The sequence below is a fragment of the Brevibacterium sp. NPDC049920 genome (genome assembly GCF_040656435.1).
Classification (GTDB): domain Bacteria; phylum Actinomycetota; class Actinomycetes; order Actinomycetales; family Brevibacteriaceae; genus Brevibacterium; species Brevibacterium pityocampae.
The window spans coordinates 73,569-94,270 of sequence record NZ_JBFAMF010000001.1; the positions used below are offsets into that span (position 1 = coordinate 73,569).

The following is a 20,702-nucleotide window of genomic DNA, read 5'->3' on the forward strand; positions in this document are numbered from 1 at the left end:
TCATCCCTTCACCGCGCCCGAGGTCAGGCCGGAGACGATCTGGCGCTGGAACAGGAGGACGATGATGATCACCGGGATCGTCACGACGATCGAGGCGGCGGCGATCGAGCCGGCCGGCTCCTCGAACTGCGAGGCGCCGGTGAAGAACGACAGCGCCGCCGGCACGGGGCGGGCCGCCGAGGTCGAGGTCAGCGAGATGCCGTAGAGGAAGTCGTTCCACGCGATGAAGAAGGCGATGATCGCGGTGGTGAAGACGCCCGGTGCGGCGAGCGGCACGATGACCTTGCGGAACGCCTGGAAGGCAGTCGCCCCGTCGACCTGCGCGGCCTGCTCGAGCTCCCAGGGGATCTCCTTGAAGAACGAGGTGAGCGTCCAGATGGAGATCGGCAGGGTGAGCGAGAGGTACGGGATGATGAGGCCGAGCCACGTGTCGTAGAGGCCGATCCTCGACCACAGGTTGAACAGCGGGGTGACGATCGAGATCACCGGGAACACCGTGATCGCCAGCGACATGTAGAGCACGACGTTCTTGCCCGGGAAGTCGAGCCGGGCGATCGCGTACGCGGCGAGGGTGGAGAGGACGACGGCGACGAGCGTGGCGATGAGGCAGATCCCGATCGAGTTCCGCAGCGCCGGCAGGAACAGCTCCTGGGCGCCGCCGAACAGGATGAGGTCGTAGTTCTCCCAGGACAGCTCCGTCGGCCAGAACTGCCGGTTGGCGATGTCCGAGGGGCTCTTGAGCGACAGGGACAGGATCCAGACGACGGGGAACAGCGCCCACAGTGCGATGAGCACGAAGGCGACGATCCACAGGGTCTTCGTCAGCGGCGAGGTGGTGCGGGTGGCGGCCATGGCTCAACCTCTCGAATCGCCGAGGTTCACGCGGAACCCCTTGATGAACAGGAGACAGATGAGGCCCACGCAGAGGAACAGGAGCACCGAGACCGCGGAGCCGAGGCCCGTCTGGAGCTGCGAGATCGTCTGGTCGTAGGCGAGCGAGGACACCGTCGCGGTGCCGTTGGCTCCCTGCGTCATGACGAACACGGAGTCGAAGATCCGGAACGCCTCGAGGGTGCGGAACATCAGGGCGACCATGATCGCGGATTTCATGTTCGGCAGGATGACGCGGGTGAGGCGCTGCCACCAGCTCGCGCCGTCGACGGTCGCGGCCTCGACCATGTCACCGGGGATCTGCGCGAGCCCGGCGAGCATGAGGAGCGAGATGAACGGCGTGGTCTTCCAGATCTCGGCGAGCGAGATGACTGCGAACGAGGACCAGAAGTTGCCGAACCAGTCGAAGCCCTCGATCCCGAACCACGTGCCGACGAAGCCGGTGCCGAGGTCGAAGGCGTACTTCCACGAGAACGCCGCGACGACGGTGATGATGCCGTAGGGCACGAGGATGATCGTGCGGATCGGCCCCCGCACACCCTTCATCGCGTTGAGCATGACCATCGCGAAGAAGAAACCGAGGACGAGCTCGACGGCGACGGTGACGACGGTGATGAGGAGCGTGAAGCCCAGCGTCTGCCACCACAGCGGATCGGACAGCACCGTGACGTAGTTCGCCCCCCAGTTGAAGTACGCGTTCTCCCGGTCGGTGAGCCGGAGGTTGAAGAACGACTGGTAGACGGCCTGGAGGATCGGATATCCGGTGACGAGGAGGAGCACGATCGCCGCCGGCGCGGCGAGCATGAGCCCGAGCTTCGCCTCGGCCCGGCTGCGCTCCGAGGTGTAGCGCTTCCGCTTCCCGGTCCGGCCCGGCTTCTCGCGGGCGCGCGTCGTGCCCGGGGACTGGGCGGAGGCGCCGCCGGGGCCGCGGAGTTCGGTCGATTCGCTCACAGCAGTGCCTCCCCGCGCATGATCTCCAGGACGAGTGCGGTGGACTCGGCCGGGGTGGTGGCCGGGTCGATGTCGGCCGGCGGGTGCCAGGACAGCTGGATGCCGCCGGTGATCGTCGAGTAGTAGGGCGAGATCGGACGGGAGGCGGCGGTCTCGAGGGAGTCGAGGATCGCCTGCGCGTACGGCAGCTCGTCCTGCACCGCCTGATCGTCGAACGCCGCGCGGGTCGCCGGGGGCAGACCGTCGGTGATGAAGTACTCCGCCTGGTTCTCCGGCTGGCGGATGCAGTCGACGGCGGCGAACGCGGCCTCGGGGTTCGAGGAGAAGGCGCCGACGGCGAGCTTGACGCCGCCGAACGGAGCAGCGCCCGGGGTGCCCTCCTCGACGGCGGGGTACGGCGCCCAGCCGACGTCGTCGAGGACCGCCTGGTCGATCGAGCCGTCCTCGACGCCCGCGACGAGGGCCGAGTAGACGAACGGCCAGTTGACCATGAAGCCGCCGTTATCGCCCTGGAAACGCAGCAGCGCGCCGTTCTCGTCGAGGTTGGAGAACGAGGGCCCGCCGAGGCCCTCCTTCCCGATCGTCGACATGATCTCCGCGGCCTTCTCCCCCTCCGGGGTGTCGAGGCCGAGCTCGGTCTCCTCCGGCTCCGCCTCGGGATCGGCGACGATCTGCCCACCCTGGGATTCGATGAGGGCGTTGAGCCACACGGTGAGGGACTCGGCGCGGATGCCCTGTGCGCCGATCTCCTTCTCCTGGCTCTGCGCGGCCTCGATGATCTGGTCCCAGGTCACCGGCTGCGACATGTCGAGCCCGGCGGCCTCGGCGACGGACTTGCGGTACCACAGGATCTGGGTGTTGGCCTGGAGCGGGGCGGAGACGAGCTCGTCCTCCCAGTAGGAGGACTCCGCGGCGGCCTCGATGACGTCCTCGGTGAAGGACTCCGTGTACTCCTCGGGCACCGGCTCGAGGTAGCCGGCATTGGCGAACTCGGGAACGTAGACGGTGTCGAGGCTCATGATGTCGATCGAGGAGTCGTTCGAGGCGAGGCGCCGGATGAGCTGCTCGCGCTGGCTCTCCGCGTCGTTCGGCAGCACCGAGGTGCTGATCCGGTACTCGCCGCCGGAGTCCGCGCTGCACTTCTCCGCGAGTGCATCCTGCCCGCCGTTGTCCGGGTTGATGTACTACGTGATCGTGTTCCCGCCCGGGTCGGTCTGGCAGCCGGAGAGTGCCATCACCGCTGCTCCTGCGGCCGCCGCCAGGGGCAGCAGGCGCCTGGATCTCCGCTGTCTCGGCCTCATCATCGAGCCTCCGTGTCGCCGTCGAAATGTCCTGTCAGCCCCCTCCATAACCCCGGACGCACGGGTGTGGAGAGCCGGTTTCCGAGCTAGCACGGCACACCCTGCGATGTCGGGAACGGCGCCCGGGCACGACAGAGGCCCCGGAGATCGCTCTCCGGGGCCTCTGCTCAGTCGCGCTTCAGATCACTCGACGATCTTGGTGACACGACCGGCGCCGACGGTGCGTCCGCCCTCGCGGATGGCGAAGCGGAGGCCCTCCTCCATGGCGATCGGCTGGATGAGCTCGACCGACATGTCGGTGTTGTCGCCCGGCATGACCATCTCGGTGCCCTCGGGCAGCGTGATGACGCCGGTGACGTCGGTGGTCCGGAAGTAGAACTGCGGACGGTAGTTCGAGTAGAACGGGTTGTGACGGCCGCCCTCGTCCTTGGACAGGATGTAGACCTGGCCCTCGAACTTGGTGTGCGGGGTGATCGAACCCGGCTTCACGATGACCTGACCGCGCTCGACCTCTTCGCGCTTGGTGCCGCGCAGCAGGAGGCCGACGTTCTCACCGGCGCGAGCGTCCGGCAGGGTCTTGCGGAACATCTCGATGGCGGTGACGGTGGTCTTCGAGGAGGTCGGCTTGATGCCGACGATCTCGATCTCCTCGTTGGGGAGGAGCACACCGCGCTCCACACGACCGGTCACGACGGTGCCGCGGCCGGTGATGGTGAAGACGTCCTCGACGGGCATGAGGAACGGCTTGTCGATGTCGCGCTCCGGCTCCGGGACGTACTCGTCGACCTGGTCCATGAGCTCTTCGACCGTCTTGACCCATTCGGCGTCGCCCTCGAGCGCCTTGAGCGCCGAGACCTTGACGACGGGGGCGTTGTCGCCGTCGAACTCCTGATCGGAGAGGAGCTCGCGCACCTCCATCTCGACGAGCTCGAGGAGCTCCTCGTCGTCGACCATGTCCGACTTGTTGAGCGCGACCACGATGTAAGGCACGCCGACCTGACGCGCGAGCAGCACGTGCTCACGGGTCTGGGGCATGGGGCCGTCGGTGGCGGCGACCACGAGGATCGCGCCGTCCATCTGGGCCGCACCGGTGATCATGTTCTTGATGTAGTCGGCGTGACCGGGGGCGTCGACGTGAGCGTAGTGACGCTTCTCGGTCTGGTACTCGACGTGCGACACGTTGATCGTGATGCCGCGCTGCTTCTCCTCGGGCGCGTTGTCGACCTGGTCGAAGGCGCGCGCCTCGTTGAGATCCGGGTACTTGTCGGCCAGGACCTTGGTGATCGCCGCGGTCAGCGTGGTCTTGCCGTGGTCGACGTGACCGATCGTGCCGATGTTGACGTGCGGCTTGGTCCTGTCGAAGCTAGCCTTTGCCACTGGGTTCCTCCTCGTGGGTGGTGCAGGATGTGCGGTTCACATCCTACGCCTGGGTTGGATATTCATAAGCCGTCGGGCCGGGCAGCCCGCGCAGACTGGGGGCGGAGATTACTCTCCGCGGACCTTCTGGATGATCTCCTCGGCAACAGCCTTCGGGACCTCCGAGTAGCTCTCGAACTGCATCGAGTACACGGCGCGGCCCTGGGTCTTCGACCGCAGGTCGCCGATGTAGCCGAACATCTCCGAGAGCGGGACGAACGCGCGGACGACCTTGACGCCCGATGCATCCTCCATCGACTGGATCTGTCCGCGCCGCGAGTTCAGGTCGCCGATGACGTCGCCCATGTACTCCTCGGGCGTACGGACCTCGACGTCCATGAGCGGTTCGAGCAGAACCGGGTTCGCCTTCTTGACGCCCTCCTTGAGGACCATCGAGCCGGCGATCTTGAACGCCATCTCCGAGGAGTCGACGTCGTGGTAGGCGCCGTCGACCAGGATGGCCTTGACTCCCACCAGCGGGTAGCCGGCGAGCACGCCCATCTGCATGGCGTCCTGGATGCCGGCGTCGACGCTCGGGATGTACTCACGGGGCACGCGGCCGCCGGTGATGGCGTTCTCGAACTCGTAGATCGTCTCACCGGTGACCTCGAGCGGCTCGAAGGTGACCTGGACCTTCGCGAATTGGCCGGATCCACCCGTCTGCTTCTTGTGGGTGTAGTCGACCTTCTCCACCTTGCGGCGGATGGTCTCGCGGTAGGCCACCTGCGGCTTGCCGACGTTCGCCTCGACCTTGAACTCCCGCTTCATGCGGTCGACGAGGATGTCGAGGTGCAGCTCGCCCATGCCGCCGATCTCGGTCTGACCGGTCTCGTCGTTGAGGTTGACCGTGAAGGTGGGATCCTCCTTGGCCAGCTTCTGGATCGCGGTCGACAGTTTCTCCTGGTCGCCCTTGGTCTTGGGCTCGATCGCCACGAAGATCACGGGATCGGGGAAGCTCATCGACTCGAGCACGACGGGATCGCTCGGGTCGCTCAGGGTGTCACCGGTGGTGGTGTCCTTGAGGCCGATGAACGCGTAGATGTGGCCGGCGACGGCCTCCTCCACCGGGTTCTCCTTGTTGGAGTGCATCTGGAAGAGCTTGCCGATGCGCTCCTTCTTGCCCGTGGTGGTGTTGAGCACCGGGGCGCCGGAGGCGACCTTGCCCGAGTACACGCGGACGTAGGTCAGCGAGCCGAAGAACGGGTGGGTCGCGACCTTGAACGCGAGAGCCGAGAAGGGCTGGCTGGTCGAGGGCTCGCGGGTGACGACGGTCTCCTCGTCGCCCACCGGGTGGCCCTCGACGGCCTCGACGTCGAGCGGGGTCGGGAGGTAGTCGATGACGGCGTTGAGCATGGGCTGGACGCCCTTGTTCTTGAACGCCGAACCGCACATCACCGGGAACGCCTCGGAGGCGATGGTGAGCTTGCGGATACCGGACTTGATCTCGTCGATGGTGAGCTCACCGTCGTCGAGGTACTTCTCCATGAGCTCCTCGTCCGCCTCGGCGACGTCCTCGATGAGCTGGTTGCGGTACTCCTCGGCGCGCTCGACCAGGTCGGCGGGAATCTCCGTCTCGGTCATGTCCTGACCCTTCTGGGATTCGTCCGGCCAGATCCAGGCCTTCATCTCGACGAGGTCGACGATTCCGGCGAAGTCGTTCTCCGCCCCGATCGGCAGCTGGATGACCAGCGGCTTCGCACCGAGACGGTCCTTGATGGTGGAGACGGTGAAGTAGAAGTCCGCACCGAGCTTGTCCATCTTGTTGACGAAGCACACGCGCGGGACGTTGTACTTGTCGGCCTGGCGCCACACGGTCTCCGACTGGGGCTCCACGCCCTCCTTGCCGTCGAACACGGCGACGGCGCCATCGAGCACGCGCAGGGAGCGCTCCACCTCGACGGTGAAGTCGACGTGCCCCGGGGTGTCGATGATGTTGATCTGGTTGCCCTCCCAGTAGCAGGTCGTGGCAGCCGAGGTGATGGTGATGCCGCGCTCCTGCTCCTGCTCCATCCAGTCCATCGTCGAGGCGCCGTCGTGGGTCTCGCCGATCTTGTAGTTCACACCGGTGTAGAACAGGATGCGTTCGGTGGTGGTGGTCTTACCGGCGTCGATGTGGGCCATGATGCCGATGTTGCGGACCTTGTTGAGGTCGGTCAGCACGTCGAGTGCCACGGTGTCTCTCTCTCGTCTCGATGACTGGGTGTACCGGCCGGGCGGACGGTGGTCCGCCCGGCCCGGAGGTCACCAGCGGTAATGGGCGAAGGCCTTGTTGGACTCGGCCATCTTGTGGGTGTCCTCGCGACGCTTGACTGCGGCGCCGAGGCCGTTGCTGGCATCCATGATCTCGTTCTGCAGACGCTCGGTCATGGTCTTCTCGCGGCGCTGCCGCGAGTAGCCCACGAGCCAGCGCAGGGCGAGGGTCGTGGCGCGCACGGGGCGCACGTCGACCGGCACCTGGTAGGTCGCACCGCCGACGCGGCGGGACCGGACCTCGAGCGAGGGACGGATGTTGTCGAGCGCCTTCTTCAGCAGCACGACGGGATCCGTGTTCGTCTTCTCGCCGGCGCCGGCGAGCGCGCCGTAGACGATGCGCTCGGCGGTGGAGCGCTTGCCGTCGAGGAGGATCTTGTTGATGAGCTGGGTGACCAGCGGCGAGCTGTAGACCGGGTCGATGACGACCGGGCGCTTGGGTGCGGGGCCCTTACGTGGCATTACTTCTTCTCCCTCTTGGCTCCGTAGCGGCTGCGGGCCTGCTGACGACCCTTGACTCCCTGGGTGTCGAGCGAGCCGCGCACGATCTTGTAGCGGACGCCGGGGAGGTCCTTCACACGACCGCCGCGGACGAGCACGATCGAGTGCTCCTGCAGGTTGTGGCCCTCGCCGGGGATATAGGCGGTGACCTCGATCTGGCTGGAGAGCTTCACGCGGGCGACCTTGCGGAGCGCCGAGTTGGGCTTCTTGGGGGTGGTGGTGTACACACGCGTGCACACACCGCGGCGCTGCGGGCTGCCCTTGAGGGCAGGCGTCGCGTTCTTCGCGGCCTTGTCATGCCGTCCCTTGCGGACGAGCTGCTGGATTGTCGGCACTGAGTTCTTCTCCGTTTGCTTCTCGCTGTTCCTAAGTCCGAGGGCGCGGGTGCCGCCGGTGCGGACCCTGCCCGTACCCCTCGCACATGTCCCACCGGAATCGAGTGAAGCGACCTGCTCGATCCCAGTCCACGCACGGCCCCTCCCACCCCGAGGTCGGGTGTGTCGCGAGCTCACGGCTCCGCGCCCGACCGGTGGTGCAGGTGGACTGTGCGGCCTGCTCGCCCATGCGGTGGTCCGGTGTGCGCCGCCGGAGTACGGTCCCGACGGCCCGGCCCACACGCGGGCGTGCGGACATGCCTGAAAGAAATCAGACACGGTCAAGCGTAGACGGTGCGGGTTCCATCGGTCAAAACACGGGCGCACCCCGTCTGTGGTGGGCCGCCGGGTCCTGCCCTAGAGTTGGGTCCATGACCCCCGACTCCCCCATCGAGCCCGCACCGCGGCGGATCCGGGCCGGCGACCAGGACCGCGACGCCGTCCTCGACGTGCTCGCCGCCGCGCACGCCTCCGGGCGCCTCGATCCCCTCGAGGTCGACGAGCGGCAGACGGTCGTCGTGGGGTCGAAGTTCCTCGACGAGCTCCTCGAGCCGATCGCCGACCTGCCGGAGGGCGCCGAGCTCACCCTGCGGATCCAGCGGCAGCTCGGCACGGGCCCCGACGGCCCCGGGGCGTCCGGTGCGGGCACGATCGTCCCGGCCCGCACCTCGGGCGCGGGCGAGGTGGTCCCCGCGCGTGCCGGGTCCGGCCCGGAGGAGAACTCCGTGGCGATCCTCAGCGGCCGCGAGATCGAGGTCGCCCCGGGCACGCCCGCCGTCCGCAGCTACTGCGTCATGGGCGGCGACGATCTCTACCTCACCGACTCGCTCGGACCCGGGGTGGAGATCACGGTCGACTGCTACGCGCTCATGGGCGGCAACACGATCTACGTCCCCGGCGGGGTCCGGATCATCGACCGCACGATCAACGTCCTGGCCGGCAACGACATCAAGAAGGGCGCGCGCGGCGACGGCTCGAACGGCACGCTCGTGCTCACCGGCTTCAGCCTCATGGCCGGCCACGACGTCAAGATCGACCCGGGCTGGGCGCGCGCGATCTCCCGCTCGTAACCTCCTGCTCATCCGGCGTCGATAGTCTGCAGCCGGATCCCCGACCCGGACCCGCATGGGAGCCGAACGGCACATGACCGGGCCCGGGCCGGCACCACCGACGCCCGTCCAGCACCGATCCGCGCACGACAGCACCGATCCGCGCACGACCGAAGGAGAACAGATGAACATCGGAATCATGACCTCGGGAGGCGACGGCCCCGGCCTCAACGCCGTCATCCGCGGCGCGGTGCGCAAGGGGATCCGGGCCCACGGCTTCTCCTTCACCGGGATCCGCGACGGCTGGCGCGGGCTCCTCGAGGACGACACCCACCCGCTCCACATGGTCGACGTGCGCGGCCTGTCCGGCCGCGGCGGCACGATCCTCGGCACCTCGCGGACCCACCCGTACTCCCAGGGCGGCCCTGAGCAGATGCGCACCGTGATGGAGCGCCGCGGGATCGATGCCATCATCGCGATCGGCGGCGAGGGCACGCTGGCCGGCGCCGCCCGGCTCGCCGACGACGAGGGGATGCCCGTCGTCGGCGTGCCGAAGACCATCGACAACGACCTCGACGGCACCGACTACACCTTCGGCTTCGACACCGCCCAGTCGATCGCCACCGAGGCGATCGACCGACTGCGCACCACCGCCGACTCCCACCACCGCTGCATGGTCCTCGAGGTGATGGGCCGCAACGTCGGCTGGATCGCCCTGCAGGCGGGGATGGCCGGCGGCGCCCATGCGATCCTCATCCCCGAGTTCCCGGTGAGCTACGAGCAGATCTTCGACTGGGTGCGCTCGGCCTGGGACCGCGGGCGCGCGCCGCTCGTCGTCGTCGCCGAGGGGTTCGTGCCCGAGGGCGTCGAGGACCAGGTCGCCGACCGCGGCACCGACAAGCACGGCCGGGTGCGCCTCGGCGGGATCGGCGACCACCTCGCCCCGCTCATCGAGGAGGCCACGGGGATCGAGACCCGGGCGATGATCCTCGGCCACCTGCAGCGCGGCGGCTCTCCCACCGCCTACGACCGGGTGCTCGCGACCCGTCTGGGGATGGCGGCCGTCGATATCGTGCTCGACGAGGGCTGGGGCCAGATGGCCGCGCTCGACGGCACGGACATCACCCGCGTCCGGATGGCCGACGCCGTCGACAACCTCAAGCTCGTCCCCCGGAACCGCTGGGACGAGGTGCAGGTGCTGCTGGGCTGAGGGCCCCGAGGCAGAGGTCCCTCCCCTGCCCGCTCGAGCCGTGCGGCACCTGCCCGAGCAGGCCGTGGGCCACCTGCCCGAGCGGACCACGGGGCACCTCAGCGGTCGATTCCGCCGCTGACTGATACGACGAGGGTCACTCCGTGAACCCCATCGCCCTCGTATGCGTTGAGGTTCATGGTTGAATCATCCGATTCCCGGTGCACCTACCGGTCCGCCGGGACCTCTGCACAGGAAGGCGGTGCCCCATGAAGGCATGGCAGTTCACGAACACCCACGAGCCCCTCGTCCTCAACGAGGTCGAGGAGCCGAAGGCCGGACCCGGCCAGGTCGTCATCGAGATGAAGGCCGCGGGCTTCTGCCAACTCCGATGTCGGTCTGCTCGAGGACGAGGGGTGGCTGTCCACCCTGCCCAAGCAGCCCATCACCATCGGCCACGAGAACGCCGGCGTCGTCGCCGAGCTCGGCGAGGGCGTGACGAACGTCAAGGTCGGTGACCGGGTGGGCGTCTGCCCGACCACCCCGGCCGGCGCTCCCGGCTACGTCGCCGACGGCGGCTTCCAGCCGAAGATCGCCTTCGACGCGAATGCGCTCGTGCCGATCCCCGACGGCGTGTCCTGGGAGCAGGGCGCGGCCGCGACGGATGCGGGCATGACCTCGTACCACGCGATCATCACCAACGGCCAGGCCGGCCCCGGCAAGAAGATCGGCGTCATCGGCTTCGGCGGGCTCGGCCAGATCGGTGCGCGCGTGGCGATCCTCGCCGGCGCCGAGGTCTACGTCGCCGAGGTGAACGAGAAGGTCTGGGACGCCGCGAAGAAGAACGGCGCCAAGGGCGTCGCGAAGTCAATCAGCGAGTTCTCCGACGTCGAGTTCGACGCGATCATCGACTACGCCGGCTTCGGCACCACCACCGCCGAGGCGATCGAGACCGTGCGCCGCGGCGGCATCGTCGTGCAGGTCGGCATGGGCCGGCTCGAGGCGACGATCTCGACCAGGGCCCTCATCCTCTCCGAGGTCACCCTCATCGGTTCGCAGGGCGGCACCAAGGAGGACATCGCCGGGGTGTACGAGTACCTCGCCACCGGCGAGCTCGAGCCCACCCTCACCACGATCGGCTTCGAGGACATCCCCGAGGGCCTCGACAAGCTCGCCAAGGGCGAGGTCGTCGGGCGCCTCGTCGCGCTCTACTGAGCCGCGCCGCCGCAGCACCCGTCGAGTGGTCAGGTTCTTTCGGATTCCCGCGAGTATTCGAAGGAAACTGACCACTCGATGATCGGGGTCGGCAGGACCCGTGAATGACCGCAGGGCCCGGAGAGATCCTCTCCGGGCCCTGCGCGTCTCTGCGGGTCCTATGACCGCGGGGGCTCAGCTCAGCTGAACGCTCCGAAGTCGTAGTCCTCGAGCGGGATGGCCGCGCCCTCCCCGGTCAGGCTCGGGTAGAAGTCGCCGTAGGAGTTGTTGAACATCTCCTGCTTGGCCTCCTCGGTGGGCTCGACGACCATGTCGCGGAACTTGTGCATTCCGGTTCCGGCCGGGATGAGCTTACCGAGGATGACGTTCTCCTTGAGGCCGAGCAGCGGATCCGACTTGCCCTCGAGGGCCGCCTCGGTGAGCACACGGGTGGTCTCCTGGAAGGAGGCCGCCGACAGCCACGACTCGGTCGCGAGCGAGGCCTTGGTGATGCCCATGAGCTCGTCGCGGGCCGAGGCGGGGGTGCCGCCCTCGGCGACGATCCGCCGGTTCTCCGCCTGGTACCGCCCGCGGTCCACGAGCTCGCCGGGCAGCAGCGTCGTGTCGCCGGACTCGATGACGGTGACGCGCCGGAGCATCTGGCGCACGATGACCTCGATGTGCTTGTCGTGGATGCCCACGCCCTGCGAGCGGTACACCTTCTGCACCTCGTCGACGAGGAAGCGCTCGGCCTCCCGGCGACCGCGGATGCGGAGCACCTGCTTGGGGTCGACAGCACCCTGGACGAGCTTCTCACCGGCGGTGATGTGCTGGCCGTCCTCGACGAGCAGCTGCGAGCGGCGGCCCACGGCGTGCTCGATCTCCTCGGCCCCGTCGTCGGGCACGATGATGACGTAGCGCGTCTTGCGCGAGTCATCGATCTTGACCCGGCCGGTGGCCTCGGCGATCGGCGCGAATCCCTTGGGCGTGCGCGCCTCGAACAGCTCGGTCACACGCGGCAGACCCTGCGTGATGTCTCCTCCGCCGCCGGCGGCCACGCCACCGGTGTGGAAGGTGCGCATCGTCAGCTGGGTGCCGGGCTCGCCGATCGACTGCGCCGCGACCGTGCCGATCGCCTCGCCGATGTCGACGAGCTGGCCGGTGGCCATCGACCGTCCGTAGTGGACGGCCGAGATCTGCACGTCGGAGTCGGCGGTGAGCACGGAGTGCACCTTGATCTCACGGATGCCGTGGGCGACGAGGTTCTCGACGACCTCGACGGTGACATCGGTCTTCGCCGGGTACAGCACGGTGCCGTCGGAGTCGGTGATGTCGGACACCGTGAGGCGGCCGTGCAGGCTCGTCTCCGCGAACTCGTGGACCTCGAGCTCCCCGGTCGGCCCCTCCTGCGCGATCGGCAGGGTGAGGCCCTTCGTCGTGTCGGTGTCCTCGGTGCGCACGATGACGTCCTGGGACACGTCGACGAGGCGACGGGTGAGGTAGCCCGAGTCCGCCGTCCGCAGCGCGGTGTCGGCGAGTCCCTTGCGGGCTCCGTGGCTCGCGATGAAGTACTCGAGCACCGACAGGCCCTCGCGGTAGTTCGACTTGATCGGACGCGGGATGATCTCACCCTTGGGGTTCGTCACCAGGCCTCGCATACCCGCGAGCTGCCGGACCTGCGTCCAGTTGCCCGAGGCGCCGGACTCGACGAGGCGCAGCACGGAGTTGTTCTCCGGGAAGTTCTTCTGCATCGCATCATCGACCTCGTCGGTGGTCTCCGACCAGATCTTGACGAGCTCGTTGCGGCGCTCGTCGTCGGTCAGGGCACCGAAGTCGTACTGCTCCTGCACCTTGGCCGCGAGGTCCTCCGCCTTGGCGAGCATGCCCTCCTTGGCGTCCGGGGACACGATGTCGGACATCGCGACCGTCAGACCCGAGCGGGTGGCCCAGTAGAAGCCGGTGGACTTGAAGTTGTCGAGCGTCGCGGCGACCTCGACCTTGGGGTAGAAGTCGGCGAGCCGGTTGACGATCTTCGACAGCATCTTCTTGTCGACGGTGGCGTCGATGAAGCGGTAGTCCGCCGGCAGCGTCTCGTTGAACAGCGCACGGCCCAGCGTCGTCTCGACGACGGCCGGCTTGCCGGGCTCCCAGCCCTCGGGCATGGTCATCGACTCGTTCGGGACGATGTCGTCGATCCGCACGCGGATCTTCGCTCCGAGGTCGAGCTCGCCGCGGTCGAAGGCCATGATGGCCTCGGCGATCGAGGAGAACTCGCGTCCGGTGCCCTCGGCGCCCGACCGCTCGCTCGTCAGGTGGTAGATGCCGATGATCATGTCCTGGCTGGGCATGGTGACCGGCTTGCCGTCGGAGGGCTTGAGGATGTTGTTCGCCGACAGCATGAGCACGCGGGCCTCGGCCTGCGCCTCCGCGGACAGCGGCAGGTGCACGGCCATCTGGTCGCCGTCGAAGTCGGCGTTGAACGCCGAGCACACGAGCGGGTGGATCTGGATGGCCTTGCCCTCGACGAGCTGCGGCTCGAAGGCCTGGATGCCCAGGCGGTGCAGGGTCGGTGCGCGGTTGAGCAGCACCGGGTGCTCGGTGATCGCCTCTTCGAGGACGTCCCACACCTGCGGGTGCTGGCGCTCGACCATGCGCTTGGCGGACTTGATGTTCTGCGCGTGGTTGAGGTCGACGAGCCGCTTCATGACGAAGGGCTTGAACAGCTCGAGCGCCATCGTCTTGGGCAGACCGCACTGGTGGAGCTTGAGGGTCGGGCCGACGACGATGACCGAGCGGCCGGAGTAGTCGACGCGCTTGCCGAGCAGGTTCTGGCGGAACCGGCCCTGCTTGCCCTTGAGCATGTCAGACAGCGACTTGAGCGGGCGATTGCCCGGCCCGGTGACCGGCCGGCCGCGGCGGCCGTTGTCGAACAGCGAGTCGACGGCCTCCTGGAGCATCCGCTTCTCGTTGTTGACGATGATCTCCGGGGCGCCGAGGTCGAGCAGGCGCTTGAGGCGGTTGTTGCGGTTGATCACCCGGCGGTAGAGGTCGTTGAGGTCCGAGGTCGCGAACCGGCCGCCGTCGAGCTGCACCATCGGGCGGAGCTCCGGCGGGATCACCGGGATCGCGTCCAGGACCATGCCCTCAGGGGTGTTGTCGGTGGTGAGGAACGCGTTGACGACCTTGAGGCGCTTGAGCGCCCGGGTCTTGCGCTGTCCCTTGCCGGTCTTGATGAGCTCGCGCAGCGCATCCGATTCCGCCTCCAGGTCGAAGTCCTGGAGCCGCTTCTGGATCGCCTCGGCGCCCATCGCGCCGGAGAAGTAGATGCCGAAGCGCTCGACCATCTCGCGGTAGAGCGACTCGTCGCCCTCGAGGTCGGACACGGCGAGGTTCTTGAACCGGTCCCAGACCTTCTCGATGCGGTCGATGTCGCGCTCGGAGTGCTTGCGGAGGTTCGCCATCTCGCGCTCCGCCTGGTCGCGGAGCTTCTTCTTGGCCTGGGCGGTGCCGCCCTCGGCCTCGAGCGCGGCGAGGTCCTCCTCGAGCTTCCGGGCACGCCGGTCGATGTCGGCGTCGCGACGGTCGACGAGCTGCTTCTTCTCGACGTCGATCTGGTTCTGCAGGGTCGGCAGGTCCCGGTGCCGGGAGTCCTCGTCGACCCAGGTGATCATGTACGCGGCGAAGTAGATGATCTTCTCGAGATCCTTCGGCGCCAGATCGAGCAGGTAGCCCAGGCGGGAGGGCACACCCTTGAAGTACCAGATGTGGGTGACCGGAGCGGCGAGCTCGATGTGGCCCATCCGCTCACGGCGGACCTTGGCCCGGGTGACCTCGACCCCGCAGCGCTCGCAGATGATGCCCTTGAAGCGCACGCGCTTGTACTTGCCGCAGTAGCACTCCCAGTCGCGGGTCGGTCCGAAGATCTTCTCGCAGAACAGACCGTCCTTCTCCGGCTTCAGGGTGCGGTAGTTGATGGTCTCGGGCTTCTTGACCTCGCCGTGCGACCAGCGGCGGATGTCGTCGGCAGTGGCCAGGCCGATCCGCAGCTCATCGAAGAAATTGACGTCAGGCACGTAAATCCTCTTTCTCGGTGACGATCGCGCACGATCGTCGGTTCGCGTTCGTAAGTATCAGACTTCTTCGACGGTGTTGGCTTCGTGACGGGACAGGTTGATGCCGAGCTCCTCGGCCGCGCGGAAGACCTCCTCGTCGGAGTCGCGCATCTCCACCTGCATGCCGTCCGAGGACAGGACCTCGATGTCGAGACACAGAGACTGCATTTCCTTGATGAGCACCTTGAAGGACTCCGGGATGCCCGGATCCGGCAGGTTCTCGCCCTTGACGATCGCCTCGTAGACCTTGACGCGGCCCGGGATGTCGTCGGACTTGATCGTCAGCAGCTCCTGGAGGGTGTACGCGGCGCCGTACGCCTCGAGCGCCCACACCTCCATCTCGCCGAATCGCTGACCGCCGAACTGCGCCTTGCCGCCCAGCGGCTGCTGGGTGATCATCGAGTACGGTCCGGTCGAGCGCGCGTGGATCTTGTCGTCGACGAGGTGGTGGAGCTTGAGGATGTACATGTAGCCCACCGACACCGGGTACGGGAACGGCTCGCCGGAGCGGCCGTCGTACAGCCGCGCCTTGCCCGAGCTGTCGATCAGCCGGTCGCCGTCGCGGTTGGGGTGCGTCGAGTCGAGCAGTCCGCGCAGCTCCTCCTCGTGGGCGCCGTCGAACACCGGGGTGGCGACGTTCGTGCCCGGCTCCGCCTCGCGGGAGAAGTGGAAGTGCTTGAGCTCCTTGGCCCAGTCGGGGTTGCCCTCGATCTTCCAGCCCTGCTTGGCGACCCACCCGAGGTGGATCTCGAACACCTGTCCGATGTTCATGCGGCGCGGCACGCCGTGCGGGTTGAGGATGATGTCGATCGGGGTGCCGTCCTCGAGGAACGGCATGTCCTCGATCGGCAGGATCTTCGAGATCACGCCCTTGTTGCCGTGGCGGCCGGCCATCTTGTCGCCGATGGTGATCTTGCGGCGCTGCGCCACGTAGACGCGCACCAGCTGGTTGACGCCGGGAGCGAGCTCGTCGTCGTCCTCGCGGTCGAACTCCTTGACCGCGATGACGGTGCCGGACTCGCCGTGGGGCACCTTGAGCGAGGTGTCGCGCACCTCGCGCGACTTCTCGCCGAAGATCGCACGGAGCAGGCGCTCCTCCGGGGTGAGCTCGGTCTCGCCCTTGGGGGTGACCTTGCCGACGAGGATGTCGCCGTCAGTGACCTCCGCGCCGATCCGGATGATGCCGCGCTCGTCGAGGTCCGCCAGCGCCTCCGGGGAGATGTTCGGGATGTCCCGGGTGATCTCCTCGGCGCCGAGCTTGGTGTCGCGCGCGTCGACCTCGTGCTCCTCGATGTGGATCGAGGACAGGACGTCCTCCTGCACCATGCGCTGGGACAGGATGATGGCGTCCTCGAAGTTGTGGCCCTCCCAGGACATGAACGCCACGAGGAGGTTCTTGCCGAGCGCCATCTCGCCGTTCTCGGTCGACGGGCCGTCGCCGATCACGGCGCCGACCTCGACGCGGTCGCCCTCGTCGACGAGGATGCGCTGGTTGTACGAGGTGCCGTGGTTCGAGCGGCGGAACTTCTCCGCCCGGTACGTGATGGTCGTGCCGTCGTCGTTGAGGACGGTGGCGTAGTCGGCGCACACGTCGGTGACGACGCCGGCCTTCGTCGCGACCATGACGTCGCCGGCGTCGACCGCGGCGCGGTACTCCATGCCGGTGCCGACGAGCGGGGCCTCGCTGCGCACCAGCGGCACGGCCTGGCGCTGCATGTTCGCACCCATGAGCGCGCGGTTGGCGTCGTCGTGCTCGAGGAACGGGATGAGCGCGGTCGCCACCGACACCATCTGGCGGGCGGAGACGTCCATGAAGTCGATCTCGTCGGCCGGGAGCAGCTCGGCCTCGCCGCCGCCGCCCTTGGGACGCGCGAGGACGAACTCCTCGGCGAACTTCTGGTCGTCGGTGAGCGGGGCGTTCGCCTGGGCGATCGAGTACTCGAGCTCGTCGTCGGCGGTGAGGTACTCGGTGGAGTCGGTGACGACGCCGCCGACGACCTTGCGGTACGGCGTCTCGATGAACCCGAACGGGTTGATCCGCGCGTACGAGGCGAGCGAGCCGATGAGGCCGATGTTCGGACCCTCCGGGGTCTCGATCGGGCACATGCGGCCGTAGTGCGAGGGGTGGACGTCGCGGACCTCCATGCCGGCGCGGTCGCGCGACAGGCCGCCGGGGCCGAGCGCCGACAGGCGGCGCTTGTGGGTGAGCCCGGCCAGCGGATTGTTCTGGTCCATGAACTGGCTGAGCTGGGAGGTTCCGAAGAACTCCTTGATCGCGGCCACGACGGGACGGATGTTGATGAGCGACTGCGGGGTGATCGCCTCGACGTCCTGCGTGGTCATGCGCTCGCGGACGACGCGCTCCATGCGGGACAGGCCGGTGCGCACCTGGTTCTCGATGAGCTCGCCGACCGCGCGGATGCGGCGGTTGCCGAAGTGGTCGATGTCGTCGAGCGCGACGCGCAGGTCGATCTCCTCGCCGTCGCGGACGCCGGGCATGGTGTCCGCCCCGGCGTGGAGGGACACGATGTAGCGGATCGTCGCGACGATGTCCTCGGTGGTGAGGACGGAGTCGGAGAGCGGCCGGTCGATGCCGAGCTTCCGGTTGACCTTGTAGCGGCCGACCTTGGCGAGGTCGTAGCGCTTCGGGTTGAAGTAGAGGTTGTTGAGCAGCCCCTCGGCGGCCTCGACGGTCGCGGGCTCGGCCGGGCGGAGCTTCTTGTAGATGTCGATGAGGGCTTCCTCGCGCGTGGACACGGTGTCCTTCGCGAGGGTCTCGCGGATCGACTCGAAGTCGCCGAACTCCTCGAGGATCTTCGATTCGGTCCAGCCCAGGGCCTTGAGCAGCACGGTGACCGACTGCTTGCGCTTGCGGTCGAGGCGGACGCCGACCTGGTCGCGCTTGTCGATCTCGAACTCGAGCCAGGCGCCGCGCGAGGGGATGATCTTCGCGGTGAAGATGTCCTTGTCGGAGGTCTTGTCCGGGGTCGACTCGAAGTAGGCGCCCGGGGACCGGACGAGCTGCGAGACGACGACGCGCTCGGTGCCGTTGATGACGAAGGTGCCCTGCTCGGTCATGAGCGGGAAGTCGCCCATGAAGACCGTCTGGCTCTTGATCTCGCCGGTGTTGTTGTTCATGAACTCCGCTGTGACGAACAGCGGAGCGGAGTAGGTGATGTCCTTCTCCTTGCAGTCGTCGATCGAGTACTTGGGAGGCTCGAAGCGGTGCTCGCGGAACGACAGCGACATCGATCCGGAGAAGTCCTCGATCGGCGAGATCTCCTCGAAGATGTCCTCGAGACCGGCGGTCGTGGCGACGGAGTCGTCCCCGCGCTCGGTGGCATCGATGACGCGGTCCTGCCACCGCTCGTTGCCGATCAGCCAGTCGAAGCTGTCGGTCTGCAGTCCGAGCAGATTGGGTACCTCGAGCGGCTCGTGGATCTTCGCGAAGGAGATGCGCTGGGGCGGGTTAGCGGTCCTGGTGTTTTCGTTGGCGGCGGCCAATGGGATCCTTCCGAGTGGGTCACCTGTTGAGTCCGGCTTCACCTGAGCCGGCGTCGAGGACCGCAGGGACCAGGTGTGACGTACACATCCGGGTTCCACGGTCTGCTCAGGCCGGGATTTCCGATGTGCCCACCGCTATATGAAGGCACCACGAAGGCGAAGCAACGCAAATATCCACACTAGACCTGTAATGCCCGGAACGCAAGTGCGGATGTGGTAGGCTCTCACTTTTTCCTCTGCGCTCCACTCCCGCTCCTGGTCAGGTACCCCGTAGGAGCGATCCCGGGGCGAGGGATCACCCGCCTCCGCGCTGCCAAGTGCCGGTCATCCCCAGCGCCCGGAAGCCGACCCGGTCGTTGATCGCGAGCATCGGCGTGTTCTCCGCGGAGTTCCACGTGTACACCCGCTCGACCTCCGGGGCGCTCGCGCGCAGGTGGCCGGCATTGAGCCGCTTGAGGAGCACCGCGTATCCGCGCCCGCGGGCCTCCGGCACCGTCACCGTGGATTCCTGGAACCCGAACTCGCGGCCTTCGCCGACGTGGTAGACGGTGGCGCCCAGCGGCGCGCCGTCGTCCGCCCGCAGCAGCACCGTCCCGTAGGCCGTGATGCCGCGGGCCCGGGTGAGCCGGTCCTCGTCGCGGACGCGCTCCGGGGTGTGCACGACGGGCTCGAGATCGGCCTCCCCCACCGGGATCGTCGCCTCGAACACGGTGAGGAGGTGGGCGAGCGCGTCGAGGAGGTGGGCGGGGACATCGCCCACCCAGCTGTGCGCGCGGAGGCCGGCGGGCACCTCGGGCGCGGGGACGTCGCTCACGGGGAGGACGGCGAAGCGCTCGATCTGCACGAGGCGGAACCCGCGGGACTCGAGCCGGAGGAGCGCCGGGTCGTCGGCGAACAGGGCGCCGTGGCCGGGCGCGAGGCGGCGCAGCGGCCGGGTGCCGTTCGGCCCGCGATCGGGGTCGAGGCGAGCCGCCCCGGGGTCCGGACGGGCGGTACCGGAGTCGGAGCCGCCCTCGGGACGGGCACCGTCGAAATGGGCGGCGGGCCGCCCGAGTGCGGTTGCGGAGTAGTTGTCGTCCGGGTGGTCGGGGTGCTGCTCGTCGGCGTAGAGGACGGTGCGGCCGACCTCCGAGACGACCGCGTCGACGTGGGCCCAGAGCAGATCGTCGACCGCGGCGGCAGTCTCCGGCGCGAGGCCGGGGAGGACATCGACCGCGACGTCGGCGGAGTCGAGGTTGTCCCGGAGCGGGGCGACGACGACGGCGCAGCCGAGGCACGCGTCCCCGCCGACGGCGAGAGCGAGATCGCGCAGGTGGTGGGGGTCCGATTCCCAGCCCGCACGGCGCTCCGCGGCGGTGGTGACGAGTTCGGGGAGGCCGATGCTCTCCATGAGCACCTCCTCCTCGATCGCCTGCACGTGGTCGAGGAACTCGCCGAAGAGCTGCGGGTCGGCGGCGACGTCGGCGGCCCGGAGGAGGCGCAGGTCGGCCGAGCCCGGGCCGGTGGCCGGGGTCGGCCGCGCGGGGTCCCCCGACTCGGCGGGCCGGGTGCCGTCGTCCGGCGCCGGACGGGCATGAGCGAGCAGCGCGGCGGATGAGGGTGCCGGGGATGCGCTCATGGTCCACTTCTACCACCGCCGATCGTCCGGAGCGATGCCTGGCGGGGCCGTCGCCACGCGGGTGCGGTTGACTGTGGACAACCGCAGGCGCGGCATCGGCGGCTGGTAGGTTCGGGCTGACGGCGCGGTCGCGCATCGCCGCGCCCTTGCCTGGACCGGAGGAGACATGGACACTGGGGCCGATCCCGGATATCTCATCGTGTGGCTGTGGATCTCCTGGGCCGTCGCCCTGCCGGTGCTCCTCGCCGCGGGGATCGCCACCCTCATCAGCCTCGGCGCGGGGCGGGGAGCCGCCGAGGCGCCCCGGCCGCGGGCCACTCGTGCGGCTGGTCGCCCCGGGTACCGTTCCCCC

13 protein-coding genes are annotated in these 20,702 nt (G+C 68.2%); 3 read left to right on the forward strand and 10 right to left on the reverse strand.

The genetic code is table 11. The features are described 5' to 3' along the window. The 7 genes from AB0I45_RS00415 to rpsL all read right to left on the reverse strand — a co-directional run bounded on the left by AB0I45_RS00415 (position 1) and on the right by rpsL (position 7,645). Positions 1-852, reverse strand: coding sequence for a carbohydrate ABC transporter permease (locus AB0I45_RS00415; protein WP_345029909.1), 852 nt, complete (start codon positions 850-852; stop codon positions 1-3). Positions 853-855: 3 nt separating this feature from the next. Further along, positions 856-1,842, reverse strand: coding sequence for a sugar ABC transporter permease (locus AB0I45_RS00420; RefSeq protein ID WP_345029913.1), 987 nt, complete (start codon positions 1,840-1,842; stop codon positions 856-858). Continuing rightward, a complete protein-coding gene (locus AB0I45_RS00425; RefSeq protein ID WP_360316402.1) occupies positions 1,839-3,023 on the reverse strand; it encodes an extracellular solute-binding protein in 1,185 nt (394 codons plus the stop codon). Before AB0I45_RS00425 ends, AB0I45_RS00420 begins: the two co-directional genes overlap by 4 nt. A gap of 303 nt (positions 3,024-3,326) precedes the next feature. Continuing rightward, positions 3,327-4,520, reverse strand: coding sequence for an elongation factor Tu (tuf, locus tag AB0I45_RS00430; RefSeq protein WP_247618314.1), 1,194 nt, complete (start codon positions 4,518-4,520; stop codon positions 3,327-3,329). A 108-nt stretch (positions 4,521-4,628) separates the two neighbouring features. Further along, positions 4,629-6,731: an elongation factor G gene (gene fusA / locus AB0I45_RS00435; protein ID WP_360315922.1), complete on the reverse strand. Its 2,103-nt coding sequence runs from the start codon at positions 6,729-6,731 to the stop codon at positions 4,629-4,631. 69 nt (positions 6,732-6,800) lie between these two features. Beyond that, positions 6,801-7,271, reverse strand: a complete 471-nt coding sequence (gene rpsG / locus AB0I45_RS00440; RefSeq protein ID WP_137317982.1) for a 30S ribosomal protein S7 — start codon at positions 7,269-7,271, stop codon at positions 6,801-6,803. Continuing rightward, positions 7,271-7,645: a 30S ribosomal protein S12 gene (gene rpsL / locus AB0I45_RS00445; protein WP_102161472.1), complete on the reverse strand. Its 375-nt coding sequence runs from the start codon at positions 7,643-7,645 to the stop codon at positions 7,271-7,273. Before rpsL ends, rpsG begins: the two co-directional genes overlap by 1 nt. Before the next feature lie 410 nt (positions 7,646-8,055). Here rpsL and AB0I45_RS00450 point away from each other — a divergent pair, with 410 nt between their 5' ends. The 3 genes from AB0I45_RS00450 (at position 8,056) to AB0I45_RS00460 (ending at position 11,137) form a co-directional block, all read left to right on the forward strand. Beyond that, a complete protein-coding gene (locus AB0I45_RS00450; protein WP_295686742.1) occupies positions 8,056-8,754 on the forward strand; it encodes a DUF1707 domain-containing protein in 699 nt (232 codons plus the stop codon). A gap of 163 nt (positions 8,755-8,917) precedes the next feature. Beyond that, positions 8,918-9,943 carry an ATP-dependent 6-phosphofructokinase gene (locus tag AB0I45_RS00455; protein ID WP_295686739.1) on the forward strand — a complete coding sequence of 342 codons (1,026 nt, stop codon included), beginning with the start codon at positions 8,918-8,920 and terminating at the stop codon, positions 9,941-9,943. 423 nt (positions 9,944-10,366) lie between these two features. Beyond that, positions 10,367-11,137, forward strand: coding sequence for a zinc-binding dehydrogenase (locus tag AB0I45_RS00460; RefSeq protein ID WP_360316405.1), 771 nt, complete (start codon positions 10,367-10,369; stop codon positions 11,135-11,137). A gap of 179 nt (positions 11,138-11,316) precedes the next feature. On the opposite strand, the gene AB0I45_RS00465 is transcribed toward AB0I45_RS00460, so the two are convergent. The 3 genes from AB0I45_RS00465 to AB0I45_RS00475 form a co-directional block, all read right to left on the reverse strand. After that, positions 11,317-15,189, reverse strand: a complete 3,873-nt coding sequence (locus tag AB0I45_RS00465; protein ID WP_295686733.1) for a DNA-directed RNA polymerase subunit beta' — start codon at positions 15,187-15,189, stop codon at positions 11,317-11,319. A 57-nt stretch (positions 15,190-15,246) separates the two neighbouring features. Further along, positions 15,247-18,732: a DNA-directed RNA polymerase subunit beta gene (gene rpoB, locus AB0I45_RS00470; protein ID WP_360315929.1), complete on the reverse strand. Its 3,486-nt coding sequence runs from the start codon at positions 18,730-18,732 to the stop codon at positions 15,247-15,249. A 295-nt stretch (positions 18,733-19,027) separates the two neighbouring features. After that, positions 19,028-20,350: a hypothetical protein gene (locus AB0I45_RS00475; protein WP_360315932.1), complete on the reverse strand. Its 1,323-nt coding sequence runs from the start codon at positions 20,348-20,350 to the stop codon at positions 19,028-19,030. Positions 20,351-20,702: the final 352 nt, after the last annotated feature.

Excerpts from the sequence above, each read along its gene's own strand:
- AB0I45_RS00475 (WP_360315932.1), bottom strand. The coding sequence starts at position 20,350 with ATGAGCGCATCCCCGGCACCCTCATCCGCCGCGCTGCTCGCTCATGCC.
- AB0I45_RS00455 (WP_295686739.1), top strand. The coding sequence starts at position 8,918 with ATGAACATCGGAATCATGACCTCGGGAGGCGACGGCCCCGGCCTCAAC.
- rpsG (WP_137317982.1), bottom strand. The coding sequence starts at position 7,271 with ATGCCACGTAAGGGCCCCGCACCCAAGCGCCCGGTCGTCATCGACCCG.
- AB0I45_RS00450 (WP_295686742.1), top strand. The coding sequence starts at position 8,056 with ATGACCCCCGACTCCCCCATCGAGCCCGCACCGCGGCGGATCCGGGCC.
- AB0I45_RS00415 (WP_345029909.1), bottom strand. The coding sequence starts at position 852 with ATGGCCGCCACCCGCACCACCTCGCCGCTGACGAAGACCCTGTGGATC.